Here is a 24,489-nt window from a genome sequence, read left to right as displayed (position 1 = left end):
GGCGCGCGCCATGTCGGGCATGGAAATCGCCAGCTACCTGATGACGGTTGTCTACGTCATCAGCTTCCTGGCCATGTCGGCCATCCTCGCGAAAGAAGCGGGACGGCCGATCTGGCTCTTCGACAAGGGGCGCGAAAAACAGGCGCTGCCCGCCACGCTGTTTCGCCTCGCCTTCGTCGGCGCGGTGCTCTGTCCGCTCGTGCTGGCGCTGGTCGGCAACCCGGTCAAGGCCGACCCGCTCGCCAGCGCCCTAGACGGGCCCTGGCTCGATGTGCTCGGGCATCTTCTCGTCGTGGTCGGGGCCTGCGTCGCGATCCTGTCGCAGCGCCATATGGGCGGGTCCTGGCGGATCGGCGCGGCCGAGGGCGAACTGGGTCCGATCGTCGATTCAGGTCCCTTCGCGATCTCGCGGAATCCCGTCTTCGTCGGTCAGGCCCTGTTGTTCGTGGGCCTGTTCATCGTGCTGCCCAGCTTGATCCAGGCGGCCCTGACGCTCGCTCTCCTGATCGCTATCGTCCTTCAGGTCCGCATCGAGGAACGCGTCCTCTCGCAGACTCTGGGCCGGCCTTACCGCGACTACCGGCGTCGCGTCCGACGCTGGCTCGGAACGCGCCGCAGCGCCGAGAACACGACACCATGACGATGCAAAAGCGGCTGGGAGACGTGCTGGGCTGGGCGGTCGTGGCCGCGGTGCTGGATCAGCTCTCGAAATGGCTGATCCTGACCTATGTCATGGCGCCGCCGCGCGTGATCGAGATCGCGCCATTCCTCAACCTGCGTCTCGGCTTCAACTACGGCGTCAGCTTCGGGATCGGCCGTGACACGCTGGAGGCATGGCCGGGTCTGCTGGCCGCATTCAAGCTCGTCGTCGCGCTCGGCCTGATCGTCTGGGCCGTCAGGAGCACGATCCGGGCGGAGCGCATCGGTCTCGCGCTGGTCGCAGGCGGCGCGCTCGGCAACGCGCAGGACCGCTGGCGTCAGGGCGCCGTGACCGACTTCATCGACCTCCATTGGGGCGGCTGGCACTGGCCGACCTTCAACGGCGCCGACATCGCCATCTCGGCTGGCGTCGGCCTGATGCTGCTGGCCGCTTTGGCCGATTATCGGCGTGGCCGCGCCAGCGCGGGTCTGGCGGAGACGAAGGCCGCTCCGGCTAAGTCGGGAGAGCGGACGTGAAGCGGATCAGGCGATGGCTTGCGATCGCGGCTTCCGCCGACGTCAGGCCATTCGCAATGCTTTCGCGGGCCGCCGTCTGGCGCCTCGGCGGGCTCGTCGCGCTGGTCGGCGCAGGGCTGCTCGCGATGGGCCAGATCCATCCGGAGCCGGTGGCGCAGCGCGGCGGCGTCGCCGTGATTCATCCATGGGCGAAGGGATCGGCCCTCAAGGGCGACCAGTTCCCGTTCTACGCGACCTTCACCAACAGCGGCGCTCGTCCCGATCGGCTGCTCAAGATCGAGACGGCCGCCGCTCATCACGCGATCCTGAAGGCGCTCGACACCAAGACCGGTATCGTCCGCCCCGTCGAATTGGACGAACTGGCCGTTCCGGCGAACGGCAGGGTGTCGCTGAGGCCGGGAGCGCATCAGATCACGCTGATCGGCCTTTATGGCAAGGTCGAGCCCGGCGGCTTCATCCCGGTGACGTTCGTCTTCGAGCGCGCCGGCCGCCTCTCGGCCGATATCCGGGTCGAGAACCTCGGCGAACCGGAACACAAGGATCACAGTTGAGCACTCGGCGTGTCGACGGGGCGATCTGGAGAGCGCGAGCCGGCGACCGGACGGGCGACTGAGGGGAACAGGAAATGGGCACAGGCCACTCCCATGGCGGGGCAGCGCCCGCGGGCACCGCAGCCGGCAAGCACAAGAGCCGGCTCGCGATGGCGCTCGGCCTGACGACCGCATTCATGCTCGCGGAGGTCGTCGGCGGGCTCTGGACCGGCAGCCTGGCGCTGCTGGCGGACGCCGCCCACATGCTCACGGACGCAGGCGGCCTCGCCTTGGCGCTGGTCGCGATCCGCTTCGCCGAACGGCCCGCAACGCTGGAGAGGACCTACGGCTACGTCCGCGCGGAAATCCTCTCGGCGCTGACCAACGCCGTCGTTCTCCTCGTGCTGACGGTCTACATCCTCTACGAGGCCTATCGGCGCTTCCAGAACCCGCCCGAGATTGTCGGCGGCCCGATGCTGGCGGTCGCGGTCGTCGGCCTCTGCGTCAACCTCGTCAGCATGAAGCTGCTTTCGGGCGGATCGTCGGAAAGCCTTAACGTCAAGGGCGCCTATTTCGAGGTCCTGAGCGATATGCTCGGCTCGCTCGGCGTCATCGTGGCGGCCATCGTCGTCATGGCCACCGGCTGGACGATCGTCGATCCGATCGTCGGCGCCGGCATCGGGCTGTTCATCGTTCCGCGCACCTGGAGCCTGCTCAAGCAGGCCGTCCATATCCTGCTGGAGGGAACTCCGCCCGAGATCGATCTGAGGCTGCTTGAGGCGAAGCTGTCGGCAGTTCCCGGCGTCGTCGCCGTCGACGATCTGCATGTCTGGACCATCACGTCTGGTCTGGACGCGATGAGCTGTCACCTGGTCGTCGACGACATGGCGAAATCAGCCGCAGTCCTCACGGCGGCGAGCGCCGCGATGCGGTCCGAATTTGGGCTGACCCACACGACGATCCAGATCGAAGATGAGGCGATCAGAAGCACCGAGGGCCATGTCACCCGCTTGTGAGTCGAAGGTGGCCGATACGGAGATAAGGCGAAGCGCGCGAAAAAATGCCTGGAAGAACGGCTCTCGCGCAAGGCCATCAGGGTCGAGAAGGTGGGGACGAAGCGCTCGAAGAGTGCGCCTTAGGATCCGTCTGGTGGCGACGATCTTCTACCTCGCGCATCCGCACGACGCTGACCGCGTAAAACAAGACCGCCAGAACGATCAGAGCCGCGCACAAAGCTCGGTTGCGCGACTTCATGATGCCTTGCCTATGCGACTTGGCCTGGAAGCAACCGTGACATCCTCCCGGTCCTCCTGTTTGAGAGCAGCAAAGCGGGTCATGACGAAAGCCTTCCTTAAGGTTGACGGGGCGGCAAGAAATACCAATGAAATCTGAATCTTAGGCCGATAATTTAGGGGTCCGATTTCGCGCGAATTCAACGCGTCTTCGCTAGAAACGCTCTCAACGACACGGGAGAGCGTCATGAAGAAAAGGCATAGCGTCATCGCAGCGGCGGCCCTTGGCATCGCAACGTCGGCTATGGTGACGCAGGCCCTCGCGACTAGCGCTACCGACCTCGCCCATCTTCATGCCGGCCAGCCGTCGCGCACGCCGATCGGCTGGCAGCAGTTCTGCGTCGACAATCCCGACGACTGCCGGACGCCGCGTTCGGCCGCGACCGTGATGCGCCTCGACGACAAATCCTGGAGCGAGCTCTTGGCGGTCAATCTGGCGTTCAACAAGGCGATCGAGCCGGTCACCGACCAGGACCAGTTCGGCGTCATCGAGAACTGGGACTACGCCAAGACCGGGAAAGGCGACTGCGAGGACTACGTCCTCGAGAAGCGGCGCGAGCTGATCAAGCGCGGCTGGCCGCTCTCGGCGCTGCTGATCACGGTGGTGATCGACAAGGAGGGCGGCGGGCACGCCGTGCTCACCGTCGTCACCGACCGCGGCGAGTTCGTGCTCGACAACCAGACCGACAAGGTCCTGCCCTGGTCGAAATCCGGCCTGACCTTCATCCGGCGGCAGTCGCCGGAGAACCAGAATGTCTGGCAGGATCTCGGCCGCTTCCTCGGCCGGCCCGACGTCGTCACCGCCGCGATCAAGGCCGCGCGCTAGCATCGCTGGGCGACGGGGCGCGGTCAGCGTCCCGCCAGCCGCGGCGTCAGGACCTTGTCGAACTCCTCGATCGTCAGCGCGCCGACCTTCTTCTCGCCGTTGACGAAGAACGTCGGAGTCGAGTTGACGCCGAACTCCTTGGAGCCGCGCTCCTGGACCTGCTTGACGCCTTTGAAGAGATCCTCCCGCTACAGGCAGGCCTCAACCGTCTCCTGCGTGAAGCCGGCCTGCTTCATCGTCTGGGTCAGGGCGTCGAGCGGCTTGGGCGAATGCGCCCAGCCCTCCTGCGTCTTGTAGAGCATGTCGACGATCGGATACCATTTCGCATCGTCCGAGCAGCGCGCCAGCATGAATCCCGCCGTCGCGAGCGGATCTAGCGGGAACTCGCGGGCGATGAAGCGGACCTTGCCGGTATCGACGTACTTCGCCTTGAACGCCGGCCAGGTCTTGATGTGAAAATTCATGCAGTGATGGCAGGTGAGCGAGGCGTACTCGATCACCGTGACCGGCGCGTCGGCTGCGCCGAAGACCTTCTCGGGAAGCGGACCGGGCTCCAGCAGCCTGGCGGCGAGCGTGGTCTGCGCCGTCGCCGGCTTTCCGAAAAAACCAATGGCGACGAGACCGGCCGTGAGCCGAAGCAGCGAGCGACGCGCGAACATGGAATCCTCCCTTCGGAACACTGATCGCACCTGAAGCCACTTCAGGTTCAAGCGCCTCCGACGGTATTCCGGCTTCCATGTTATGCGACAGGCGGTCGCAGTGCCGGATCTGCGCCGATGGACGGAATTGGCTATGACGGCGTTCGATCGCCGCAACGCACATAATGGCCTGATGGACGCTCTCACCCTTTTCGGCCTCGTCGCCGTGACGCTCATGCTCGTCACCTGCGCCTGCGAGGAGCGCAGTCCCTGGTTCGTCCTAGGCTTCGCCATCGCCTGCGCGCTCGGCTCGGTCTATAGCTTCCTGCAGGGCGCCTGGCCCTTCGGCATCGTCGAGGCGATCTGGTCGGTCGTGGCGCTGCGGCGCGGGTGGCTCAAGCGCGCGAGCCCAGGGCGGATGCCGGCGATTTCCCCTTGAACCTCAAGTGGCATCAGGTTGTAGAGAGCCGTTAACCGTCCTTTTTGACGCTTTGTCAGCTTCGTTCGCGCAAAAACTCTCGCATGCTCTCACAGTTCCGCTTCTCGACTCTGCGTCTTGCCCTTGGGCTCATGCTCGGCGCGTTCGCCCTCTCGGGCTGCGTCACCGGCGACGGAGACACGCGTCATCTCCAGCCGCTGCCGGCACGGCTGGTCTCCGACATGTCGGTCAAAGGCATGAGCCAAAGCGATCCCATCCTCGTGCGCATCTTCAAGAAGGAGAGCGAGCTTGAGGTCTGGAAGCGCGACCGCAGCGGCCAATATGCTCTGCTCAAGACCTATCCGATGTGCCGCTGGTCGGGCCAGCTCGGCCCCAAGACGCGCGAGGGCGACAGGCAGGCGCCGGAGGGGTTCTACACCGTCACCGCCGACCTGATGAACCCGCGCTCGCAGTTCTACCTGTCCTTCAACCTCGGCTACCCCAACCCTCTGGAGAAGTCGCAAGGCGCTACCGGCTCGGCGCTGATGGTCCACGGCGCCTGCACCTCGGCCGGCTGTTTCGCCATGACCGACGAAGGCGTCACCGAGATCTACGGGCTGGCGCGCGAGGCTTTTGCCGGGGGCCAGCGCAGCTTCCAGGTCCAGGCGCTGCCGTTCCGGATGACGCCGGAGAACATGGCGCGGCATCGCAACAGCCCTCACTTCGCCTTCTGGCGGAACCTGAAGGAAGGCTCGGATCATTTCGAGGCGACGAAGCAGCCGCCCAAGCTCGCTGCCTGCGGTCGCCGCTACGTCTTCAACGCCAGGGATGGCTCGGGACCGTTCGCGCCGGCCGAGGCCTGCCCGCCTTATGAGATAGACCCGGACGTGCAGCCCTTGGTGTCGCAGCGCCAGGCGCGCGACACGGCCCGCTTCGCCGAACTGATCGGCAGCGGAACGCCGGCGATGAGCTACGCCCATCTGGACGGCGGCATGCACCAGAGCTTCCGGACGATGCTCAAGAGCCTTGGGCCCGAGCGCATGCAGCCCATGGTCGCCGGCAAGGTCGAGATCAGCCGGCCCGATGCGGCGCTCGCCGATCCGTTCGGCGGAGACGACGCGCCCGGCCGAACCGACACGACCGGCTCTCTTGCACCGCGGTGAGCACAGCCCCCGTCGCGTTCCGCCAAGCCAACGCCGACCTGCGCGCGGCTGAGCAGGATCGGAGCTGACACACCGGGCGATCCAGCGCCTGAAAGCCGCATGCGATCTGGGCTTGCCTCAGGGCTTCCGGGCGCGGCGCGCCTTCCTGGCGAGCGGGCGGCCATAGAGAACGAGGCGATGAGCGGTCAGCTCGAAGCCCAGCTCCCTCGCCACCAGCGCCTGCAGCCGCTCGATCTCGTCGGACCTGAACTCGACGACCGCGCCGCTCTCGATATCGATCAGATGGTCGTGATGGGCCTGCGATGTCGGCTCGATCTGCACGCGTCCACCCGCGAAGCTGTGGCGTTCAACGAGGCCGGTGGCGGCGAACACTTTCACCGTCCGATAGACGGTCGATAGCGATATGCTGGGGTCGATTGCGGCAACCCGGCGGTAGATCTCCGGCACGTCGGGATGATCGTCGGCCTTGGCGACGACGTCGGCGATGATGCGGCGCGGCGCAGTGATGCGCTGCCCCGCCTGGCGGCAATGGCTGATCAGAACCTCGGCTGCGTCGGACATCGCTTCCTCCCTCCAGCCTTATTAATGAGAATGGTTCGCAAATGCATTGACAATGTGGCGGGCGGCCATAATCTGCTTTTGCAAACGAGTTGCAGTTTCAGGGGCGGGGCGCATGCTCAACAAGGTCGAGACCGGTGAAACCGGTTGGCGCAAGGCGCGTGGCGAGCCGTCCCTGCTCGACGTCTTCAGAACGATCGCGGTCGCGCCCGGCGCCACGCCGTGGCGCAAATTCCTCGCCTTCTTCGGCCCGGGCTATCTCGTCGCCGTCGGCTACATGGACCCCGGCAACTGGGCGACCTCGCTCGCCGGCGGGGCGCAGTTCGGCTACACGCTGCTCTTCGTCGCGCTTCTCTCCAACATCATGGCGATCATCCTGCAGGCGCTCTGTGCGCGGCTCGCCATCGGGTCGGGCCGCGACCTCGCCCAGGCCTGCCGCGACGCCTATCCCCGCGCCGTCTCATGGCCGCTCTGGCTACTGGCGGAACTGGCGATCTGCGCCACCGACCTCGCCGAGGTGATCGGCACCGCGATCGCGCTCAACCTGCTCTTCGGGCTGCCGTTGGAAATCGGCGTCGTCGTCACGGCGCTCGACGTCTTCGTGATCCTGTGGCTGCAGAACAAGGGCTTCCGCTGGATCGAGGCCTTCATCATCACGCTTCTCGGCGTGATCGCGGTCTGCTTCGGCGTCCAGATCGCCTTGGCCGACCCCGACTGGGGCCAGGTGATCCGGGGCTTCGCGCCGACGACCCAGATCGTCACGAACCCGCAGATGCTCTATCTTGCGCTCGGCATCATTGGCGCGACCGTGATGCCCCATAACCTCTATCTCCATTCGGGCATCGTGCAGACGCGGGCCTTCGGCGAGAGCCTGCCTGAGAAGCGCGACGCGCTGAAGTGGGCCACCGTCGATTCGACCGTCGCGCTGATGTTCGCGCTCCTGGTCAACGCCTCGATCCTGATCCTGGCCGCGGCGACCTTCCACAAGACCGGCCAGACGACGGTGTCCGAACTGGAGAAGGCGCATGAGCTGCTGGCACCGCTGCTCGGCCTGTCGATCGCGCCGACGCTCTTCGCCATCGCGCTGCTCTGCTGTGGCCTGAACTCCACGGTGACCGCGACCATGGCGGGCCAGATCGTGATGGAGGGCTTCCTCGACATCAAGCTGCCGGCATGGGTCAGGCGGCTCGTCACCCGGCTGGTGGCCATCATTCCGGCAATCATCGTGACCTGGATCTACGGGGCCAGCGAGACCGGCAAGCTCCTGATCCTGAGCCAGGTCATCCTCGGCCTGCAACTGCCCTTCGCGATCGTGCCTCTCGTCATGTTCACCGCGTCGAAGAACAAAATGGGCGAGATGGTCGCGCCAAAATGGCTGACCGTGACCGCAGCCCTCATCGCCGCGATCATCATCGCCTTGAACATGAAGCTGCTGTTCGACCTCGCCACAGGTTGAGCGTGATCCGCCATGTCGCATTGCGGGGGCGGCAGTGCCCCGCTATGTCCGGCCTGTGACAATACGGCCGGCCAGAACCGTCATCATCCGGGCGCTGCTCGCGCTGGCGATGGCCTATGTCCTGATCCTGCAAGGGGTGTTCGCAGGCGCCGCCGCCGGCTCCCGCCTCGCCATGTCGATCGGCGAGCCAGGCCTGACGCAAGCGTTGTGCTCAGGCGCTCAGGCTCCCGACGCACCCGCATCGGACGAGAGCCCGCACCACGCGACCGCGCCGCCGTCCTGCTGCGCGTGGAGCGCCTCAGTGGCGGTCGACCCCGTCCTGCCTCCTACCTCGCCGGCGATCACCATTCCCTACCTCGCTCCGGCCGGTCTGCCGATCGTGTTCGGGCAGGCCACCCCGCCGGCGATCCTGTTCCGCGCCGCGACCGCGCAGGGATCGCGCGCGCCTCCCACCCTCGAAGCGTGACCTGAGCGCCGGCCCTCCCGCCGGCACCATCACCCTGACGAGGATCATCCATGAAGCGTTTCGCGATCGGCGCCGCCGGCGTCGCCCTGTCCCTTGCCGCCTATGCCGCCAACCCTGTCCGCGCACACGACTATGCCGTCGGGCCGCTCAAGATCGGCCATCCCTGGGCCAGGGCGACGCCGCCCTCGGCGAAAGTCGGCGGCGGCTACCTCGCCATCGAGAACACCGGCCCGGAGCCCGACCGTCTGGTCGGCGGCTCCACCGAGGCGGCGGCTCGCGTCGAAATCCACGAGAGCAGCCTCGCCGACGGCATCATGCGGATGCGCGAGAAGACGGACGGCGTCGTCGTCCCGCCCGGCCAGACGGTGGAGTTCAAGCCGAGCGGGCTGCACCTGATGCTGGTCGACCTCAAGGCGCCGCTGAAACAGGGCGACAAGGTCAAGGCCACGCTGGTCTTCGAGCGCGCCGGCGCAATCGCGGTCGAGCTGCAGGTGCAAGGCGTCGGCGCGCCGCAGCCGGCCGCGACCGGTCATGCCGGGCACTGAGGCGCGCCATGCCCGTCCTCAAATGGATCCGTTACGGCGCCTGGGCCGGCGTCGTCCTCGTCACCTTCGTCGGGGCCGCCATCCTGGTGGGGTGGTGGCAGGTCGATGGTCCCGGTCGTTCGCCTGCCGGTCGCGCGGCCGTCCAGGGCGTGCCCGCGATCGGCGGGCCGTTTACGCTGGTCGACCAGACCGGCAGGACGGTCACCGACGCCGACTTTCGCGGCAAGCCGATGGCGGTCTTCTTCGGCTTCACGCATTGCCCCGAGGTCTGCCCGACTACCCTGGTGCAGATGGCCAACCTGACCGGGAAGATCGGCGTGGCGGCGGATCGCCTGAAGATCCTGCTGATCACGGTCGATCCCGAGCGCGACACGCCGCAACAGCTCGCGCTCTACCTCCAGTCCTTCGATCCCCGCGTGGTCGGCCTGACCGGCTCCCGCGAGCAGGTCGATGCGGCGCTCGCCGCCTACAAGGCCTATGCGAAGAAGATCCCGACCGAGAGCGGCTACACAATGGACCATTCGGCCTCGGTCTATCTGATGAAGGCCGACGGCAGCTTCCGCACGATGATCGACTATCACGAGGAGGAGGCTTCCGCGTTGGAGAAAGTCCGCATGGTGCTCCGATGAACCCTCGTGGGCGCAGGGTGTTCGTCGCCGCTACGCTGGCGGCGATCGTGATCGCAGCGGTATCCGCCCTCCTCATCGCGACGCGCCGAGAACAGCCGGCAGCGGTGGTGCTGGCCGGGCTCGCGATCGAGACTGCCGACGGACGACGGCTGTCGGGAGAAGCCTTCCGCGGCCGCTTCGTCCTGCTCAACGTCTGGGCGACCTGGTGTCCGCCCTGCGTCAAGGAGATGCCGTCGCTCGACCGGCTGCAGGCGAAGAAGGGCAGCGGCACGTTCGAGGTCGTGGCCCTGTCGATCGACCGGCAGGGGCTGGAGGTGGTGCAGCCGTTCTTCCAGCGGACGGGGCTGAGCCGCCTGGCGATCTATCTCGACCGCGAGGCCAGGAGCATGCCGGCCCTGAAGATCACCGGGCTGCCCACGACCGTGCTCATCGATCCGGCCGGTCGCGAGATCGCGCGCTGGCCGGGCGCGCGCGAGTGGGACCAGCCGGCGACGGTAGCGGACATCGACGAGCACATCGCCAGGTCCAGGGAGACGACGGGATGATTCCCGTCACCGCAGGCAGGGCCGGTCAAAAGAGCGCGAGGATGCTGCGCCGCGATTGCTCACGCCTGTCCGGCTGGGTTAATCTCCGGTCATGACGTCGATCGGCACATCACGGGATCTGGGGCGCGGCCTTCTGGCCGCCGCCTGCGGCCTCATGCTGATGTTCCAGTTGATGGCGAGCGCGCTTGCCGGCAGCACCCATCTCGCCGCCAAGTTCGACGCGGGGGAAATCTCGCTAGTCGAGATATGCGGCGCTACGCCGGATTCGAAGCGTGATCGGGCGGCTCATGTCGAGGGCGTCAATGCCTGCTGCGTCTGGGCGAAATCGGTCGCGCTGGCGCCGCTGGCTCCTCCTGCGCCGGCGTCGCTGATCCCTAGACGCGCCGAACCGGCCGAGACGATCTTCGTGCAGCGCGTTGACGCGTCGGCCTCGTTCAGTCCGCAAGGTCCGCCACAAGCGACGGGTCCACCACGCCGCAACTGAAGGGCGAGCCTTCATGCGGCCTGCGGCGTCATCGCGCGCCAGCCTTCCAGTCCAGACCCGTCGCCGCCGGCCGTGAGCGTTAACGCTCGCCATGCCGGACTTGCGCGGCATGACCATTCCGCTTTCGAGGCCCGAGATTGATCGGACCAGTGCACATATCCAGACGGCTCGTGCTGTCGGCGATCGCCATAGCGACGCTGGCGATCATCGTCGGCTATGCCGTGGTCGCCGACAGATCGCCGCGATCCACGAACGCCGACGCGCTCGCGTTTCAGCGTCTCGACGGCAGCTCCGCCGGACTTGCCGGCTTTCGCGGGCAGGCCGTGCTGCTGACCGTCTGGGCGACATGGTGCTGGTCCTGTCGCCAAGAACTGCCGGCACTCGCAAGGCTTCATCGCGGACTGGGCGGACGGCCTCCCGCCGTGATCGCGCTGTCCGTCGATCGCGACGGCGCGGACGTCGTCGAGCCGCTTCTGGAGCAGTTGAGCGTCAAAGACCTGCCGGTTTTCCTCGATCCGACAGGCGCGTCGGTTGGCGGGTTGGCAATCTCGGGGCTTCCCACCACGATCCTGCTCGGCCCCGACGGCGTCGAAAAGGCGCGCTGGCATGGCGTCAAGGCATGGGACGAGAAGTCCATGATGGATGAGATCGCGGCGCTCATCGCCGGTCGTCCTGGAAAGCAGGCGCGCTGATGGACATCGCCAATATCGGCATCTGTGCGGCGCTTGCGGCCGGCGCGGTCTCGTTCCTCTCGCCCTGCGTCCTTCCGCTCGTCCCGGGCTACGTCTCGTATATCGCCGGCGGCTCGGTCGCAGCCGTCGATCCGCCCTCCCGGTCCTCATCGCGGCTGAACGCCGTCGTGATGAGCGCCTGGTTCGTGCTCGGCTTCTCAACGGTCTTCGTGCTGCTCGGCGCGGGCGCAAGCGCGCTCAGCCACTTCCTCCTCGCCTATCGCTATGAGGCCGGCATCGTAGGAGGCGCGATCGTCCTCGTCTTCGGCGTCTTCACGACCGGGCTCGTGCGCCTGTCCTGGCTGGAGCGCGAGCTTCGGGTCCAGGCGCCGATCGCCGGCGGCCGACCGGTCGGCGCATACCTCCTTGGCCTCGCCTTCGCCTTCGGCTGGACGCCCTGCATAGGCCCCGTTCTCGGCGCCATCCTGACGGTCAGCGCCACGTCGTCATCGGCCTCCAGCGGCGTTGCGCTGCTCAGCGTCTATTCGCTCGGCCTCGCGATCCCCTTCCTGCTAACGGCGCTGTTCGCTGACGGCATGACGGCGCGGCTGCGCCACCTGCGCGGCGCGGGGCGCGCCCTGCAGATCGTGGCCGGCGTCACTATGATCGCGATGGGTCTCGCCATGATGTCGGGGCAGCTCTCGACGATCGCCTTCTGGCTTCTCGAAACCTTCCCCTTCCTCGCCAAAATCGGATGAAAGGCATGATTTCCACATGACCGGCAGCGACAGCGCCGCCAGCGGTCACGACCGCTGGCTCTATCTCTTCATCGCCTGGATCGTCGCGGTCGCGGCGAGCCTCGGTGCGCTTTTCATCGGCGAGGTCGTCGGCCAGGCGCCCTGCAGCCTGTGCTGGCATCAGCGCGCCTTCATGTTCCCGCTCGCGATCCTGCTCGCGGTGGCGAGCTTCCGGGGCGATACCGGCGCATGGCTCTATGGCCTGCCTCTGGCCGTCATCGGCATGGCGATCGCCGGGTTCCACAGCTTGCTCTATGCCGGCCTCATCCCCGAGGGCATCCAGCCCTGCTCGCAGGGCCCCTCCTGCGCCAGCGCCGACATGACGATCCTGGGCGTTCTGCCCTTGCCCTATTTGTCTCTCGCGGCCTTCCTCGCGATCGCCGTCGCGCTCATCGGCTCCAGACCAAAGGCCGCATCATGAACCGCCGCGCCATCGTCGTCCTCACCGGCGTCTCCGCCCTCGCGCTCTTCTCCGGTGCGACCGTCTTCCACCAGAACGAGCAGGCCAAGCGAGCTCGCGCCATCGCGGCCTCGCGCGCCGAGGCGCTGGTCCGCGACCATTCGCCGATCATCGGCCCTGCGAATGCGCCCGTCACGATCGTCGAGTTTTTCGATCCGTCCTGCGAGGCCTGCCGCGCCTTCTATCCGCCGCTCAAGCAGATTCTGGCCCTGTTCCCGAACGATGCACGGCTCGTGATCCGGTACGCAGCGTTCCATGAAGGCTCCGATCAGGCCGTCAAGATCCTTGAAGCGGCACGCCTTCAGGGCAAGTTCGAACCCGTCCTCGCGGCGCTGCTGGAATTCCAGCCGGAATGGGCGGACCACGACAAGCCCGACTTTGAAAAGGCGTGGGCGCGGGCGAAGGACGCCGGGCTCGACGTTGAGCGCGGCGAGCGCGATGTCGCTCGGCCGGAATTTCAGACGACTCTCGATAAGGATGGCGCGGATGCGAAAGCGCTCGAGGTGAGCCGAACGCCGACCTTTTTCGTAAACGGGCAACCCCTCACCGAATTTGGTCCGCGCCCGCTCTACGAGATGGTCAAGCGCGAGGTCGAGAAGGCGCGGAAATAGGCTAGTCGCTGCCTACGGCCCAGTGAACACGGGTCGCAAGCTGTCGTGGTCGAACCGGGCCGCAAACGGATTACGCTGAGGTCCCGCTTTGCCTGTCTGCGCCGCCTGAAACGATTCGTAACAGTGCGCGGTCTGCAATTCCGCTAGACCGGATAGCTGGTGCAAGTTTGGGCTCGAGACCGAAAGTGGGCACGCCTTTGTCTAACCCCGGTACTTCCAGCCCGAGCGAGCCAACCGCTGAGGCTCGGGAATCGCACGTCCTAGTGGTCGATGACGACCGTCAGATCCGGCTGCTGGTCGCGCGCCTCCTACGGGCGAGCGGTTACCGCGTCACCGGCGCCGCTAATGGCGACGAGATGAAGCAGTTGCTCGCCTCGACCTCGATCGATCTCGTCGTACTCGACGTCATGCTTCCCGGATCGTCGGGATTCGACCTCTGCCGCGAGCTTCGGAAGGATTCGCTCATTCCGATCATCATGCTGACGGCGCGCGGCGAAGAAAGCGACCGCATTGCGGGGCTCGATATCGGCGCCGACGACTATCTCTCCAAGCCGTTCAGTCCGCGCGAGCTCGTCGCGAGAATCAACGCCATCATGCGGCGCATGCGCGTGAACGGGGCTACGAACAGCCTCACGCCCGCGCGTGGCTTCGTGTTCGCGGGCTGGACTCTCGACGTTGTCAGGCGGGAACTGCTTGATCCGCACGGCGCGGTCGTCGACCTGAGTACCGGGGAGTTCGATATGCTGAGGGCGCTCGTGGAGGCGCCGGGCAAGATCCTCAGCCGCGACCATCTGCTCGACCTCGCCAAGAACCGCGTCGCGACAGGGTTCGATCGGGTCGTCGACGTGCAGATCAGCCGCCTCCGCCGGAAGATCGAGGTCGATCCCGAGGGCGCGCCGATGATCAAAACCATCCGCGGCACCGGCTACATGTTCATGCCGGGCGTCGAGCGGCAATGAAGCGCTTCTGGCCCGACACGATCCAGTCCCGCACCATCATCGTGCTTTTGCTCGGACTCGGCGTCTTTCATATTCTCAGCCTGTGGACCTATCAGGTCGGGCTGCGTTCGGAGATCGACCTGACCAACGAGAATCGGCTCGCGGAACGGCTCGTCTCGATCAAGCGTGCCATCCTCGCGCTGCCGGTCGATGAGCGCGATGGAATCGCCCATTCCCTGTCCGGCGGCCCGATTGAAGTCCACTGGAGCACGGTCGGCCTCACGGCGCCCAACTCCGATGACGATCCAACTCTCGCCACCCTACGAAATCGCCTCGTGGCGATGGCCCCCGAACTAGTCAGCCAGGGCCTCATCGTTGCCGCGCCACGCGCTATGGGCGGGCCTGGCGTCGATCCGCATCAGATCCAGGTGTCGATCAAGGCAACCGATGGCGGGTGGGTCAACTTCAGCGTCACGCGGCTCAGCGGCCCCCACGGTACGGGCCATGGCATCTTCTTCTCGACGACGTTGATGGCGCTTGGCGTGGTCCTAGTCTCCGTCCTGATGGTGCGCTGGCTCACGCGCCCCTTGCGCATGTTCGGCGACGCCGCCCGGCAGACCTTCGTTGGCAACCAGGTCGCCGAGGTTCGCGTTGAGGGCCCCAAGGAGGTGCGCGACCTGGCGGAGGCGTTCAACGACATGCAGCGCCGCATCAAGCGTCTGATCGACGATAGAACGCAGACGCTTGCCGCCGTCTCGCACGACCTCAAGACACCACTGACTCGCCTGCGGCTGCGCGCTGCGGAGCTTGACGGCCACGCGTCGGTCCCTGAGATCGAAGCCGATCTCGACGAGATGGAGGCGATGCTCGATGCGAGCTTGATGTTCTTGCGCGGCGAGCAGGTCAGCGAACCCGTTCGGGATTTCGACCTTTCCGCTCTTCTGGAGACGATCAAGGACGACTTCGTCGATGCCGGTCGCACAGTTGCGCTCGTTGCTCCTCCGCGACTGCGCGTCAGCGGTCGCCACCTGTCCTTGAAAAGGGCTTTCACCAACCTGATCTGGAACGCGGTGCGATACGGCAGGCACGCTGACATCACACTCGACATCAAGGACGGCGACGTCTCCGTTGTAATCGAGGACGATGGCCCGGGTATTCCGCAGGATCAACTTGAGGCGGTCTTCGCCCCATTCTGGCGCATCGAGACCTCCCGCAGCCGCGAAACAGGTGGTGTCGGCCTAGGCCTGACGATCGCGAGAACGGTACTGCGCGGCCACGGCGGCGATGTCGAGCTTCACAACCGACATCCACGTGGCCTGAGAGCCACCGTCCGACTGCCGGCTGGCATCGACCCGTGACGATGGCGGAAGAAGGCCCTTTCGTTGCCACTGCGGCGCGCCGTAGGAACCTGTCGGTCGCCATGGCAATCGCGACGTGGGTCGCTGCCTCGGGTGCGATGTCGCAAACCGTTGCGATCGTCGGTACGGGGACGGCGTCGTGCTCGCGGTTCACGTCGGCCATCGCCGACAGGCCCCTCGAAGAGCGGGAATATTTCGCGTGGGGGCAGGGCTACATGAGCGGCATCCTGCTGACTGCGCCCGCCGGTGTCGATGATGGCCTCTCACTCACGCCCGAGAGCTTTCCCGTTGCCGCGCAGATCGCGTTCGTCCGGGCATTCTGCGATCAATTTCCAACCGCGACCTACAGCGAGGGCGTCGAGACGCTTTATCGTGCGCTCGGCGGCAAAGCAGTCAAGTAGCCTCGGCCCCGCGCTCTGCGAACCGTTGAAACACGATGTAACACACGGTTCCGGCCGCATCGGGTAGCTTCAGATCAGCCCGATTCACGAGCGGAAATGACCGTCGCCGATGCCATTCTTGCCTGCCGTTCTCCAATCCCGAGGTTTATGCTTCCTCGTGCGCGTTCGGCCGCTGGTCGCGCTGGTCGCCGCCGGAGCCCTGCTGGGCGCCTGCGTCGCGCCTCCGGTGATCGCGACGGGTCCAAGCCCGGCCGACGCCTCGGTACGCGTTCCCGCTCTCGCCTATCAGCCTGTGACGGGGGGCGTGAAAACCTTCCGGCCGGTCGAGCCAAAAGGCTGGGAAGAGCTGAACCGTCAAGTCACGCCGAAGGGGAATTGACGTGACCGTTTCGATCAAATTCTCGGGCATCCGGCACGCCCTCTCGCTCGTCGCTCTGACCGCCGCTCTTGGCGGCTGCGCGTCCTTCTCGCCTGATGGCGGTGTCGGCACGGCGCAGTTCCTAGCGCTGTCCGAGCTCGACAAGGATGCCGTCAAGATAAGCAACGAGGCCGACGCGATCTCCGCACAGTCCCGCGTCGAAAAGCTGCTGAAGGGTGCGGTTTCAGCCGATGCGGCCGTGCAGATCGCCCTGCTGAACAATCGCGGCCTGCAGGCATCGTATAACGACCTCGGCCTTGCCGAGGCCCAGATGGTGGCGGCGAGTCTGCCGCCCAATCCGAGGTTCGCGGTCTCGCGTCTGACCGGGCGGCTCGAGACGGAGATCGAGCGCACTGTTGTGGCCAGCCTGTTCGCGCTCGCGACCTTGCCGGCGCGACGCGAGATCGCCGCCGACACGTTCCGCAGCGCGCAGCTCAAGGCGGCGGAAGCCACATTCAAGCTTGCCGCCGATACGCGCCGGCAGTTCTACCGGACCGTGGCCGCCAACCAGCAGGCCGGCTATTTGCAGCAGGCAGTCGCGACCTCGGAGGCGACCTCGGAGCTGATCAAGCGGCTGGGTGAGTCCGGCGGCATGAACAAGCTGGAGCAGGCGCGCGAGCACGCGCTCTATGCAGAGACAACGGCGCAGCTCGCCAAAGCGAAACTGCAACAGAAGATCGAGCGCGAGCGCCTGGTGCGCCTGCTCGGTCTCTGGGGTAAGGATGCCGCGCTACGGCTTCCGTCAAGCCTCCCGGCGCTGCCGGCTCGCCTGCAATCGGCGAAGGAGATCGAGGCGCAGGCTCTCAAGAAGCGGCTCGACCTTCAGATCGCGCGAGGCGACCTCGACAAGCTCGCCAAGACGCTCGGCCTCACCCAAGCGACACGTTTCGTCAACGACGTCGACCTGCTCGGCCGCACCACCTACGACCGCGGCAAATCGATCGGCGTTGCAGACGATGGCGACGCCACGCTCGATCGCGAAACGAAAAGAACGCGCACGCTCGAACTCGAATTCGAGATCCCGCTCTTCGATTTCGGGCAGTCGAAAGTCGCGGCGGCCGAGCAGACCTATCTGGCCGGAGCCAACCGGCTGGCGGAGAAGGCGGTCAACGTTCGCTCGGAAGCGCGCGAGGCCTATACCGGCTATCGCGGCACCTATGACATCGCCCGGCATTACCAGAACCAGGTACTTCCCCTTCGCAAGGTCATCCAGGACGAGTCTCTGCTGCAGTACAGCGGCATGCTGATCGACGTGACGACGCTGATCGTCGATGCGCGCGCCCGCATCCTCAGCAACGCCCAGGCGGTCGAGGCCCGCCGCGATTTCTGGATCGCGACGGTCGATCTGAAACACGCCGTCATCGGCGGTGGCGTCGGAGGCTCGGCCTCGTCGGGCGGCGCTGCCGTGGCCGACGCCGGCGGCGCCGCTGCGGCGCATTGATGAACCCGATAGGAGACTGACATGACGCTATCGCGCAGAGGGTTCGTCGGAGCGTCGGGCTTCGTCGTCGCAGCCGGAGGCCTCGTCACGGGACGGGCGCAAGCAGCCAGCATTCCCGAGGCTGCCTCGACCAGAAGCTCGGAGACGCAAATTCCCAAGGCCCCGACCACCGGCGTCGATTATCAACCGGTGGTGACGTTAAACGGCTGGTCGCTACCCTGGCGGATGAATGGCGACTGGAAGGAGTTCCATCTCGTCGCCGAGCCGGTGATCCGCGAGATCGCGCCCGGCATGAAGGCACATCTGTGGGGCTATAACGGCCAGTCTCCGGGGCCGACCATCGAGGCGGTCGAGGGCGACAACGTCCGCATCTTCGTGACCAACAAACTGCCCGAGAATACCGCCGTGCATTGGCACGGCCAGCGCTTGCCCAACGGCATGGACGGCGTCGGCGGACTGACCCAGCCGCATATCCCACCGGGAAAGACCTTCGTCTACGAGTTCCAGATGCGGCGCTCGGGAGCCTTCATGTACCACCCTCATTCCGACGAGATGGTGCAGATGGCGATGGGGATGATGGGATTCCTCGTCGTGCATCCGAAGGATCCGGCCTTCCGCCGCGTCGACCGCGACTTCGTCTTCCTGCTCAACGCCTTCGACATCGAGGCCGGCTCCTATGTGCCGAAGGTCAACACGATGCTCGATTTCAACCTGTGGACCTGGAATAGCCGCGCCTTTCCCGGCATCGACCCGCTCGTCGTCGCCAAGAACGACAAGGTCCGCATCCGCTTCGGCAACCTGACGATGACCAACCACCCGATCCACATGCATGGCTATGAATTCAAGGTGTCGTGCACCGATGGCGGCTGGGTCGATCCCGCCGCAGCCTGGCCGGAGGTCTCGATCGACTGCGCCGTCGGCCAGATGCGGGCTTTCGACTTCGTCGCCGACGAGCCCGGCGACTGGGCGATCCACTGCCACAAATCGCATCACACGATGAACGCCATGGGCCATTCGGTGAAGACCTATATCGGGGTCAACAAGAAGGACCTCGCCAAGCGCATCGCCAAGATCGCGCCCGGTTACATGCCGATGGGATCGAACGGCATGGGCGAAATGGGGTCGATGGAGATGCAGGGCCCCGCCAACACCCTGCCGATGATGACGGGCTATGCGCAGTTCGGTCCCGTCGAGATGGGCGGGATGTTCTCCGTCGTGAAGGTGCGCGAGGGGTTGGCCGCCGGCGACTACAAGGACCCAGGACCGTTCAAAAACCCCGAGGGCACCGTCGCTTTCGAATACAAGGGCCAGAAGCTGGCAGAGGCGCCTCGTACGACCGGCCCCGACAGCGGTCTCGATTCCGTCGACTGGCAGGTCAAGGACCCGCGCAAGCCCACGCTCGCCGCTGACGGCACACCCGTGCCCGCCAAGGCGGGCGGCCATTCCAATCACTGACAGCCATCCGCAACGAGGACCTTCTTCATGATGCATAGCAGAATCATAGGACTCAGCGCTCTTGCTGCCCTGGCGTTCTCGGCGACCCTGGCACTCGCCGGCCCAGGTGGCGCCGGGCACGGCCACGGTGACGATACGGCCTATGGCAAGCCTGGCGATCCCAAGAAGCCGGCGCGTCTCATCCAGGTCACGATGACCGAAAAGGATGGCAAGATGGCCTTCATCCCCGACCGCATCGAGGTGCGCCGCGGCGAGCAGATCAAGCTGGCAATGCGCAACAACGGCGAGCTCGACCACGAACTCGTTCTCGCCACGCTGGAGGAGAACCTCAAGCACGCCATCGAGATGCAGAAGAACCCCGACATGGAGCATGACGACCCGAACGCCAAGCGCCTGATGCCGAAGAAGACCGGCGAGATCGTCTGGCAGTTCACCAAGGCCGGGGAATTCGACTTCTCCTGCCTCATTCCCGGCCACCGCGAAGCCGGCATGACCGGCAAGATCATCGTCAAGTGACGTTGTTCGCCTTCAGATCATCAAGGAGATACACCATGCGTACCGTTCTCTCCGCATTCGCCCTGACCGCGCTGCTCGCCAGTCCGGTCTTGGCCCAGAACGCCCCACTGGTCAGCGCCACCGTCAAGAAGATCGACGCCGAGCAGGGCAAGATCACGCTTGACCACGGCCCGATCAAGAACCTCGACATGGAGGGCATGACGATGGTGTTCAAGGCGGCCGATCCGGCCATGCTCAAGACCGTCAAGCCTGGCGACAAGGTCAAGTTCACGGCCGAGCGTGTCAACGGCCAGATCACGGTCACGAAGATCCAGAAGTGACGACTCTTCAAACGCGCTCCGGGGCGCGCCGGAGGCGAGCCCTGCTTGTCGCCGGCGCACTCTCTTGTGCCACCGCGCTTGCCCTCACTAGCCATGCGGAGGCGAGTGACGGCAACATGGCCTCGGTGCTGGTCGAGGCCGGTTGCCCGACCGCCAAGATCGATAAATTGTCGGATCGAGACGGAACGGCGACCTACCAGGCCAACTGTTTCTCGACGTCGCATAAGGTGATCATCGTCACCTGCGTCAAAGGACTCTGCGTCGGGGGCCATGCATCGTACGACATGCGCGAGGATCAGGGTTGAACGTGTTCATTCTGGGAGAGAAGAGCGGGATGGCGACGCGCCGCCAGTTCGGTGCGGGTCTGATTGCCATGACATCGACCGTCGGGAGCGCTGTCGCCGCACAGCCTCCAATTCGCCTTACCGTCTATCGGACGCCGGCTTGCAGTTGCTGCAAGGCCTGGGTGAGCCATCTCGAGAAGGCCGGGTTCGCGGCCAAGGTCGTCGAGCTCGATGATCTGGCGGCGATCAAAAGCCGAGCCGGCGTTCCGGGCGTTTACGAGTCCTGCCATACCGCATTGGCCGAGGGCTATTTCATCGAAGGCCACGTTCCGGCGCCCGACATAAGACGTCTGTTGTCGGAGAAGCCCGACGGACGGGGGCTCGCGGTCCTAGGGATGCCGGTCGGCTCGCCCGGCATGGAAGTCGCCGGGATGGCGGCTGAGGCGTTCGACACGCTTCTGATCGCCTCCGACGGTTCGACGCGCCTGTTCGCGAGGCATTAGGCGCGCCATCTCGCAGCGGGAGCACGACACGCAGAGTTGACGGGGAAGGCGGGCTGCGTCCCACGAATGTTGCAAAACGTAACTGTCAGGAACAGGCCGTATCGCCCCGCGTCTCTCCAAGATGATCCTTTTGGGAGATCCGTCATGCATCACCACACCGATCCGGGCATGCAGGCTTGCATCGATGCCTGCTTGAGCTGCTACCAGACCTGCCTCGGAATGAGCGCCGGTCATTGCCTGGAGCTCGGCGGCGATCACGCTCGCCCCGAGCACATCCAGCTGATGTTCGCCTGCTCTGAGACATGCCGCGCCACCGCCCATGTGATGCTGATCGGCTCGCCGCATCACAAGCATCTTTGCGCGGAGTGCGCCGATATCTGCACCGACTGCGCCGGCGAATGCGAGCGCCTCGGGGACATGGACGCCTGCGTCCAGGCTTGCCGCGCTTGCGCGGAAAGCTGCCGGAATATGGCCGCCTGAAAACCTTTCAGCGTCAGCAGATCGGTCTACGACCTTATCCAAACGAAGGAACCAGCAGCATGACACGTCTCAGCTTGATCGCTTTTTCATCCGCGCTTGCCATCTCGACAGCCTCCGCGCAGCAGCCTGCCTCGAAGCCGGCGATGGACCCGGGCATGCACATGAAGATGCAGCCGATGGGCTCGGATTCGGCGGCGACAAAGGGCTACAAGCAGTCGATGATGACGATGATGAGCGGAATGCCGCCTTATACCGGTGATGCCGATGTCGATTTCATGAAGCAGATGAAGGGCCATCACCAGGCCGCCATCGACATGGCCAAGGTCGAGCTCGCCAACGGCAAGGATGCGGAAGCCAAAAAACTGGCCGAGGAGATCGTCGCGGCTCAGGAAAAGGAAATCGTGACCATCGACAAATGGCTCAAGGCGAAGGGCAAATAGGGTTCACGACCGGAAGACGAACGCCGAAGACCGTCAGTCAGGATATACGGAATGGACGATCATCGCGATATGAAGCAGGGCCGCTACGGCAAGCTGGCGCTCGAGCTGACACTCGATTTCGTCGTCATGTATCTCGTCATGTACACGATGATCGCGACGGTAGCGCATTTCCGCTTCAACCTGAACAACGTCTACATGACCCTGATGATGGTCGCGCCGATGACGGTAATCATGCTGATCTCGATGCGCTCGATGTTCCCGTCTTCGCGGACCAATCTGGCCATCGGTGCTGGCGCGATAATGGTCTTCGCGCTGAGCTTCGCCGGCATGCGGACTCAGGCCGGCGTGGGCAACGCGGAATTCCTTCGCTCGATGATCCCGCACCATTCCGGTGCGATACTGATGTGCGAGAAGGCCAAGCTGACCGATCCCGAGATACAGGCCTTGTGTCGCGATATCGTTGACGGGCAGCGGAAGGAAATCGCGCAGATGGAAGCCTTACTCGCGCGACAGTGACCGCCCACGTTCGACGAGGCTAGGAGAGATCAATCCGTGACGACGACAGAAACACGCCGTGCCGCCCTCTATCGGATGGTGATGCCGCAACACGAATGTCCGTTCGGGTTGAAGGCAAGGGATCTGCTGCGCCGACGCGGCTATGCCGTCGACGACCGCTGGCTGACGTCACGGGCGGAGACCGACGCCTTCAAGGCCGAACATGGCGTGAAGACGACACCCCAAACCTTCATCGACGGCAAGCGGATCGGCGGCTACGACGATCTGCGTCGCTTCTTCGGCCTGACAGTCGCAGAACCCGATGCGACGAGCTACACGCCCGTCATCTGGGTTTTTGCCGTTGCCGCTCTGATGGCGCTTGCGGCTACTTGGGCGGCTTCCGGTCAGCTGGCCGGTCTGCGTGGGCTGGAGTGGTTCGTCGCCTTCAGCATGTGCATTCTGGCCCTGCTCAAACTGCAGGACGTCGAGAGCTTTTCCAGCATGTTCTTGGGCTACGACCTGCTCGCTCGGCGCTGGGTGCCCTATTCCTACATCTATCCCTATGCCGAACTGGCGGCTGGCGTCCTGATGATTGCGGGCGCGCTGACATGGCTCTCTGTTCCGATTGCGGCCTTCATCGGCACGATCGGCGCAGTATCCGTGATCAAAGCTGTCTATATCGATGGTCGCGAGATCAAATGCGCCTGCGTCGGGGGTAGCAGCAGAGTTCCACTCGGCTTCGTGTCGCTGACCGAAAACCTGATGATGGTCGCCATGGCCGTCTGGATGGCGTTGGGCATGCACTGAGCTCACCGTTCGCTGCAGCGTTCCCTCGGCTTTAAGGAACGAAAGCGGCGAATACGTATGCCATCGTTCCCAGACTCACCCGTGTGAGCACGAGACTGGTCCGCAGCCGGAAGCGGAGACTGGAAAAGCAAATAACCGACCAGCGACAGGACCGAAGCCATACCCGCGACGATGTCGATCACCGCTTCGGCCGCGACGCGGCATTGTCCACCACGCGCGGCGAGCCAGGCGGCGGATAAAGACGGCCTATTTTCCTTATGGGGCGATGACGAAGCGGGCCACCTCGTCGTCGCTAATTGGGGTCAAGGGTAAGTCGAAGGCCTCGCGTAGACGCGCGACGAGAGCCTGCGCCCACAGCGCGTTCCAGGCCAATCCGGCATGATGATCGGCCAATTCCGCATTGGTAGGCTCGTCACCCACCGTATTGGTGACCCGGAGTTTCGCGCCGATGGTGACACTTTTGTAGGTTGCACTGCCCCCCGCAACGCGCCGACCCCAAAGGCTTTCGAACCAGACGCCGTTGTCGAAGAAGGCGATCCGTTCGTCTGACGCCGCCAGCCCGCGCAGCTGCGCGTTGAAGCCGACGAAGGCCGCCTGCACATTGGCAAGAGAGACAGCGGAGTACCTCTCAGGCGCGGAGGCATCATTCGCACCATTGTCGAGACCAACAACCAGGATACGGGTGTCCGGATGGGCATCACGGATCAGTTTTATCGTCGCGGCGAGTTGGTCGGCGCAGTACGCCGCGACAGAACGGACTTCAGGCGCCTTGGGATCGCGCGCCTGCTCGTCCAGCACGGCGCCCCAATCATTGTTGCCCATTCGGAGCACGACGACGCCATTGCGCCAGCGCCAAGGATCCGCATTCATGAGTTCGACCAGCCGCGGCGCCTGGGGATAGCGCCGGAACCTGCCGTTCATCAGATCCCGGCAGGTCGCACCCGAGATGGCGAAATTATAAAGATAGTCCTCTTTTCTCGGGGTGCGGCCAGCATCCTGCCCGACCAGCCCGATCAACCAGGTTATCGGACTGGATTGCCCCCAGCGGACCCACGGTCCGAAGTTAAGTTCGCCGCCACGAAGCCGCGCCAGCACTTCAGTCCACTGGAAGGTGCGGGCGCGAAGCGCGCCGCCTCGGTCGGAGGTTCCCGGCGGGAAGCTCAAGCGATCTTGGTATGAGTGGCTGCTGGAATCTCCGAGTACAGCCACCGCGGTCACGTTCGGCGGCGTGTTGTCGGCCGGAGCATGGCTATGAAGAGCGGAGACCGAAAGGCCAAGCGCGGCTATTGCAGCGATCATGATGAAGGCTCGGCCGAGCCAGCGGGGCCTGATGTCGACCGCATGGATGATCATCGTCATCACCCCCCT

At 65.1% G+C, this 24,489-nt stretch carries 34 protein-coding genes and 1 pseudogene; 32 read left to right on the top strand and 3 right to left on the bottom strand.

From position 1 onward, the window contains the following. Nucleotides 1–10: 10 nt before the first annotated feature. The 6 genes from BMZ69_RS24450 (at nucleotide 11) to BMZ69_RS24430 (ending at nucleotide 3,824) form a co-directional block, all read left to right on the top strand. On the top strand, nucleotides 11–640 hold the full coding sequence (locus BMZ69_RS24450) for a methyltransferase family protein (protein WP_092161735.1): 630 nt from the start codon (nucleotides 11–13) through the stop codon (nucleotides 638–640). Beyond that, nucleotides 637–1,176, top strand: coding sequence for a signal peptidase II (gene lspA / locus BMZ69_RS24445; RefSeq protein ID WP_244543517.1), 540 nt, complete (start codon nucleotides 637–639; stop codon nucleotides 1,174–1,176). The genes BMZ69_RS24450 and lspA overlap by 4 nt, the downstream gene beginning before the upstream one ends. Then, on the top strand, nucleotides 1,173–1,727 hold the full coding sequence (locus tag BMZ69_RS24440) for a copper chaperone PCu(A)C (protein ID WP_092161733.1): 555 nt from the start codon (nucleotides 1,173–1,175) through the stop codon (nucleotides 1,725–1,727). The genes lspA and BMZ69_RS24440 overlap by 4 nt, the downstream gene beginning before the upstream one ends. A 74-nt stretch (nucleotides 1,728–1,801) precedes the next feature. Beyond that, on the top strand, nucleotides 1,802–2,722 hold the full coding sequence (locus BMZ69_RS24435; RefSeq protein ID WP_092161732.1) for a cation diffusion facilitator family transporter: 921 nt from the start codon (nucleotides 1,802–1,804) through the stop codon (nucleotides 2,720–2,722). 133 nt (nucleotides 2,723–2,855) lie between these two features. Further along, on the top strand, nucleotides 2,856–3,098 hold the full coding sequence (locus BMZ69_RS31305; protein WP_139219178.1) for a hypothetical protein: 243 nt from the start codon (nucleotides 2,856–2,858) through the stop codon (nucleotides 3,096–3,098). A gap of 87 nt (nucleotides 3,099–3,185) precedes the next feature. Then, nucleotides 3,186–3,824: a transglutaminase-like cysteine peptidase gene (locus BMZ69_RS24430; protein ID WP_092161731.1), complete on the top strand. Its 639-nt coding sequence runs from the start codon at nucleotides 3,186–3,188 to the stop codon at nucleotides 3,822–3,824. A 23-nt stretch (nucleotides 3,825–3,847) separates the two neighbouring features. Here BMZ69_RS24430 and BMZ69_RS24425 read toward each other — a convergent pair. Continuing rightward, nucleotides 3,848–4,483: pseudogene (locus BMZ69_RS24425) on the bottom strand (DsbA family protein). Between the two features lie 172 nt (nucleotides 4,484–4,655). Here BMZ69_RS24425 and BMZ69_RS24420 point away from each other — a divergent pair. Together BMZ69_RS24420 and BMZ69_RS24415 are read left to right on the top strand one after the other, a co-directional pair. Continuing rightward, nucleotides 4,656–4,901 carry a hypothetical protein gene (locus tag BMZ69_RS24420; RefSeq protein ID WP_092161783.1) on the top strand — a complete coding sequence of 82 codons (246 nt, stop codon included), beginning with the start codon at nucleotides 4,656–4,658 and terminating at the stop codon, nucleotides 4,899–4,901. A gap of 83 nt (nucleotides 4,902–4,984) precedes the next feature. Then, nucleotides 4,985–6,043, top strand: a complete 1,059-nt coding sequence (locus BMZ69_RS24415; RefSeq protein WP_092161730.1) for a L,D-transpeptidase family protein — start codon at nucleotides 4,985–4,987, stop codon at nucleotides 6,041–6,043. Nucleotides 6,044–6,160: 117 nt separating this feature from the next. Here BMZ69_RS24415 and BMZ69_RS24410 read toward each other — a convergent pair whose 3' ends face one another. Beyond that, on the bottom strand, nucleotides 6,161–6,604 hold the full coding sequence (locus tag BMZ69_RS24410) for a Fur family transcriptional regulator (protein WP_092161729.1): 444 nt from the start codon (nucleotides 6,602–6,604) through the stop codon (nucleotides 6,161–6,163). Between the two features lie 112 nt (nucleotides 6,605–6,716). On the opposite strand from BMZ69_RS24410, the gene BMZ69_RS24405 reads away from it, so the two are divergent. From BMZ69_RS24405 to BMZ69_RS24290, 24 genes are all read left to right on the top strand, one after another. Further along, nucleotides 6,717–8,057, top strand: a complete 1,341-nt coding sequence (locus BMZ69_RS24405; RefSeq protein ID WP_092161727.1) for an Nramp family divalent metal transporter — start codon at nucleotides 6,717–6,719, stop codon at nucleotides 8,055–8,057. 34 nt (nucleotides 8,058–8,091) lie between these two features. After that, nucleotides 8,092–8,523: a hypothetical protein gene (locus BMZ69_RS24400; RefSeq protein WP_139219176.1), complete on the top strand. Its 432-nt coding sequence runs from the start codon at nucleotides 8,092–8,094 to the stop codon at nucleotides 8,521–8,523. Between the two features lie 50 nt (nucleotides 8,524–8,573). Beyond that, a complete protein-coding gene (locus tag BMZ69_RS24395; protein WP_092161725.1) occupies nucleotides 8,574–9,068 on the top strand; it encodes a copper chaperone PCu(A)C in 495 nt (164 codons plus the stop codon). An 8-nt stretch (nucleotides 9,069–9,076) separates the two neighbouring features. Next, nucleotides 9,077–9,697, top strand: coding sequence for an SCO family protein (locus BMZ69_RS24390; RefSeq protein WP_092161724.1), 621 nt, complete (start codon nucleotides 9,077–9,079; stop codon nucleotides 9,695–9,697). Next, complete coding sequence (locus tag BMZ69_RS24385; protein WP_092161723.1) at nucleotides 9,694–10,242, top strand: TlpA disulfide reductase family protein; 549 nt, start codon at nucleotides 9,694–9,696, stop codon at nucleotides 10,240–10,242. Before BMZ69_RS24390 ends, BMZ69_RS24385 begins: the two co-directional genes overlap by 4 nt. A gap of 91 nt (nucleotides 10,243–10,333) precedes the next feature. Beyond that, nucleotides 10,334–10,726: a hypothetical protein gene (locus BMZ69_RS24380; RefSeq protein ID WP_092161722.1), complete on the top strand. Its 393-nt coding sequence runs from the start codon at nucleotides 10,334–10,336 to the stop codon at nucleotides 10,724–10,726. A gap of 170 nt (nucleotides 10,727–10,896) precedes the next feature. Beyond that, nucleotides 10,897–11,418, top strand: coding sequence for a TlpA disulfide reductase family protein (locus tag BMZ69_RS24375; protein WP_175506951.1), 522 nt, complete (start codon nucleotides 10,897–10,899; stop codon nucleotides 11,416–11,418). Further along, nucleotides 11,418–12,155, top strand: coding sequence for a cytochrome c biogenesis CcdA family protein (locus BMZ69_RS24370; RefSeq protein WP_092161719.1), 738 nt, complete (start codon nucleotides 11,418–11,420; stop codon nucleotides 12,153–12,155). The genes BMZ69_RS24375 and BMZ69_RS24370 overlap by 1 nt, the downstream gene beginning before the upstream one ends. A 16-nt stretch (nucleotides 12,156–12,171) precedes the next feature. Further along, nucleotides 12,172–12,615, top strand: coding sequence for a disulfide bond formation protein B (locus BMZ69_RS24365; protein WP_092161718.1), 444 nt, complete (start codon nucleotides 12,172–12,174; stop codon nucleotides 12,613–12,615). Then, nucleotides 12,612–13,265, top strand: a complete 654-nt coding sequence (locus tag BMZ69_RS24360; protein ID WP_092161717.1) for a DsbA family protein — start codon at nucleotides 12,612–12,614, stop codon at nucleotides 13,263–13,265. The genes BMZ69_RS24365 and BMZ69_RS24360 overlap by 4 nt, the downstream gene beginning before the upstream one ends. A 263-nt stretch (nucleotides 13,266–13,528) precedes the next feature. After that, nucleotides 13,529–14,224, top strand: coding sequence for a response regulator transcription factor (locus tag BMZ69_RS24355; protein ID WP_348272492.1), 696 nt, complete (start codon nucleotides 13,529–13,531; stop codon nucleotides 14,222–14,224). Continuing rightward, entirely contained in the window at nucleotides 14,221–15,561 is a 1,341-nt protein-coding gene (locus BMZ69_RS24350) for an ATP-binding protein (protein WP_092161716.1), read from the top strand. The genes BMZ69_RS24355 and BMZ69_RS24350 overlap by 4 nt, the downstream gene beginning before the upstream one ends. Beyond that, entirely contained in the window at nucleotides 15,558–15,962 is a 405-nt protein-coding gene (locus BMZ69_RS24345) for a hypothetical protein (protein ID WP_139219174.1), read from the top strand. The genes BMZ69_RS24350 and BMZ69_RS24345 overlap by 4 nt, the downstream gene beginning before the upstream one ends. Before the next feature lie 157 nt (nucleotides 15,963–16,119). Then, nucleotides 16,120–16,341 carry a hypothetical protein gene (locus BMZ69_RS24340; RefSeq protein WP_092161714.1) on the top strand — a complete coding sequence of 74 codons (222 nt, stop codon included), beginning with the start codon at nucleotides 16,120–16,122 and terminating at the stop codon, nucleotides 16,339–16,341. Between the two features lies 1 nt (nucleotide 16,342). Then, entirely contained in the window at nucleotides 16,343–17,821 is a 1,479-nt protein-coding gene (locus BMZ69_RS24335) for a TolC family protein (RefSeq protein ID WP_244543516.1), read from the top strand. 21 nt (nucleotides 17,822–17,842) lie between these two features. Next, nucleotides 17,843–19,276, top strand: coding sequence for a multicopper oxidase family protein (locus BMZ69_RS24330; RefSeq protein WP_092161713.1), 1,434 nt, complete (start codon nucleotides 17,843–17,845; stop codon nucleotides 19,274–19,276). A 30-nt stretch (nucleotides 19,277–19,306) separates the two neighbouring features. Next, complete coding sequence (locus BMZ69_RS24325; RefSeq protein WP_175506954.1) at nucleotides 19,307–19,792, top strand: cupredoxin domain-containing protein; 486 nt, start codon at nucleotides 19,307–19,309, stop codon at nucleotides 19,790–19,792. A gap of 35 nt (nucleotides 19,793–19,827) precedes the next feature. Further along, complete coding sequence (locus tag BMZ69_RS24320; RefSeq protein ID WP_092161710.1) at nucleotides 19,828–20,112, top strand: copper-binding protein; 285 nt, start codon at nucleotides 19,828–19,830, stop codon at nucleotides 20,110–20,112. 116 nt (nucleotides 20,113–20,228) lie between these two features. Further along, the gene (locus BMZ69_RS24315; RefSeq protein WP_092161708.1) at nucleotides 20,229–20,417 is read left to right on the top strand and encodes a hypothetical protein; all 189 of its coding nucleotides are present in this window, start codon (nucleotides 20,229–20,231) and stop codon (nucleotides 20,415–20,417) included. Nucleotides 20,418–20,419: 2 nt separating this feature from the next. Beyond that, on the top strand, nucleotides 20,420–20,899 hold the full coding sequence (locus BMZ69_RS24310; protein ID WP_244543520.1) for a DUF411 domain-containing protein: 480 nt from the start codon (nucleotides 20,420–20,422) through the stop codon (nucleotides 20,897–20,899). A 144-nt stretch (nucleotides 20,900–21,043) separates the two neighbouring features. Next, a complete protein-coding gene (locus BMZ69_RS24305; protein WP_092161705.1) occupies nucleotides 21,044–21,379 on the top strand; it encodes a four-helix bundle copper-binding protein in 336 nt (111 codons plus the stop codon). Further along, nucleotides 21,346–21,819: a DUF305 domain-containing protein gene (locus tag BMZ69_RS24300; protein ID WP_244543515.1), complete on the top strand. Its 474-nt coding sequence runs from the start codon at nucleotides 21,346–21,348 to the stop codon at nucleotides 21,817–21,819. The genes BMZ69_RS24305 and BMZ69_RS24300 overlap by 34 nt, the downstream gene beginning before the upstream one ends. A 69-nt stretch (nucleotides 21,820–21,888) precedes the next feature. Continuing rightward, on the top strand, nucleotides 21,889–22,335 hold the full coding sequence (locus BMZ69_RS24295) for a DUF305 domain-containing protein (RefSeq protein WP_092161777.1): 447 nt from the start codon (nucleotides 21,889–21,891) through the stop codon (nucleotides 22,333–22,335). Between the two features lie 75 nt (nucleotides 22,336–22,410). Further along, a complete protein-coding gene (locus BMZ69_RS24290; protein ID WP_092161702.1) occupies nucleotides 22,411–23,121 on the top strand; it encodes a MauE/DoxX family redox-associated membrane protein in 711 nt (236 codons plus the stop codon). Nucleotides 23,122–23,376: 255 nt separating this feature from the next. Here the strand turns inward: BMZ69_RS24290 and BMZ69_RS24285 are convergent, their stop codons facing one another. Next, nucleotides 23,377–24,480: an SGNH/GDSL hydrolase family protein gene (locus tag BMZ69_RS24285; protein WP_139219172.1), complete on the bottom strand. Its 1,104-nt coding sequence runs from the start codon at nucleotides 24,478–24,480 to the stop codon at nucleotides 23,377–23,379. Nucleotides 24,481–24,489: the final 9 nt, after the last annotated feature.

Origin of the sequence: Allobosea sp. CRIB-10, from assembly GCF_900112185.1 — a bacterium.
Classification (GTDB): Bacteria; Pseudomonadota; Alphaproteobacteria; order Rhizobiales; family Beijerinckiaceae; genus Allobosea.
This window is presented reverse-complemented; position numbering and strand designations above follow the sequence as displayed.

Bases quoted from the DNA above. Each gene is read 5' to 3' on its own strand.
- BMZ69_RS24450 (WP_092161735.1), top strand. From the start codon at position 11: ATGTCGGGCATGGAAATCGCCAGCTACCTGATGACGGTTGTCTACGTC.
- lspA (WP_244543517.1), top strand. From the start codon at position 637: ATGACGATGCAAAAGCGGCTGGGAGACGTGCTGGGCTGGGCGGTCGTG.
- BMZ69_RS24435 (WP_092161732.1), top strand. From the start codon at position 1,802: ATGGGCACAGGCCACTCCCATGGCGGGGCAGCGCCCGCGGGCACCGCA.
- BMZ69_RS24430 (WP_092161731.1), top strand. From the start codon at position 3,186: ATGAAGAAAAGGCATAGCGTCATCGCAGCGGCGGCCCTTGGCATCGCA.
- BMZ69_RS24420 (WP_092161783.1), top strand. From the start codon at position 4,656: ATGGACGCTCTCACCCTTTTCGGCCTCGTCGCCGTGACGCTCATGCTC.
- BMZ69_RS24415 (WP_092161730.1), top strand. From the start codon at position 4,985: ATGCTCTCACAGTTCCGCTTCTCGACTCTGCGTCTTGCCCTTGGGCTC.
- BMZ69_RS24410 (WP_092161729.1), bottom strand. From the start codon at position 6,604: ATGTCCGACGCAGCCGAGGTTCTGATCAGCCATTGCCGCCAGGCGGGG.
- BMZ69_RS24405 (WP_092161727.1), top strand. From the start codon at position 6,717: ATGCTCAACAAGGTCGAGACCGGTGAAACCGGTTGGCGCAAGGCGCGT.
- BMZ69_RS24395 (WP_092161725.1), top strand. From the start codon at position 8,574: ATGAAGCGTTTCGCGATCGGCGCCGCCGGCGTCGCCCTGTCCCTTGCC.
- BMZ69_RS24390 (WP_092161724.1), top strand. From the start codon at position 9,077: ATGCCCGTCCTCAAATGGATCCGTTACGGCGCCTGGGCCGGCGTCGTC.
- BMZ69_RS24385 (WP_092161723.1), top strand. From the start codon at position 9,694: ATGAACCCTCGTGGGCGCAGGGTGTTCGTCGCCGCTACGCTGGCGGCG.
- BMZ69_RS24380 (WP_092161722.1), top strand. From the start codon at position 10,334: ATGACGTCGATCGGCACATCACGGGATCTGGGGCGCGGCCTTCTGGCC.
- BMZ69_RS24370 (WP_092161719.1), top strand. From the start codon at position 11,418: ATGGACATCGCCAATATCGGCATCTGTGCGGCGCTTGCGGCCGGCGCG.
- BMZ69_RS24365 (WP_092161718.1), top strand. From the start codon at position 12,172: ATGACCGGCAGCGACAGCGCCGCCAGCGGTCACGACCGCTGGCTCTAT.
- BMZ69_RS24360 (WP_092161717.1), top strand. From the start codon at position 12,612: ATGAACCGCCGCGCCATCGTCGTCCTCACCGGCGTCTCCGCCCTCGCG.
- BMZ69_RS24350 (WP_092161716.1), top strand. From the start codon at position 14,221: ATGAAGCGCTTCTGGCCCGACACGATCCAGTCCCGCACCATCATCGTG.
- BMZ69_RS24330 (WP_092161713.1), top strand. From the start codon at position 17,843: ATGACGCTATCGCGCAGAGGGTTCGTCGGAGCGTCGGGCTTCGTCGTC.
- BMZ69_RS24325 (WP_175506954.1), top strand. From the start codon at position 19,307: ATGCATAGCAGAATCATAGGACTCAGCGCTCTTGCTGCCCTGGCGTTC.
- BMZ69_RS24320 (WP_092161710.1), top strand. From the start codon at position 19,828: ATGCGTACCGTTCTCTCCGCATTCGCCCTGACCGCGCTGCTCGCCAGT.
- BMZ69_RS24315 (WP_092161708.1), top strand. From the start codon at position 20,229: ATGGCCTCGGTGCTGGTCGAGGCCGGTTGCCCGACCGCCAAGATCGAT.
- BMZ69_RS24305 (WP_092161705.1), top strand. From the start codon at position 21,044: ATGCATCACCACACCGATCCGGGCATGCAGGCTTGCATCGATGCCTGC.
- BMZ69_RS24295 (WP_092161777.1), top strand. From the start codon at position 21,889: ATGAAGCAGGGCCGCTACGGCAAGCTGGCGCTCGAGCTGACACTCGAT.
- BMZ69_RS24290 (WP_092161702.1), top strand. From the start codon at position 22,411: ATGGTGATGCCGCAACACGAATGTCCGTTCGGGTTGAAGGCAAGGGAT.
- BMZ69_RS24285 (WP_139219172.1), bottom strand. From the start codon at position 24,480: ATGACGATGATCATCCATGCGGTCGACATCAGGCCCCGCTGGCTCGGC.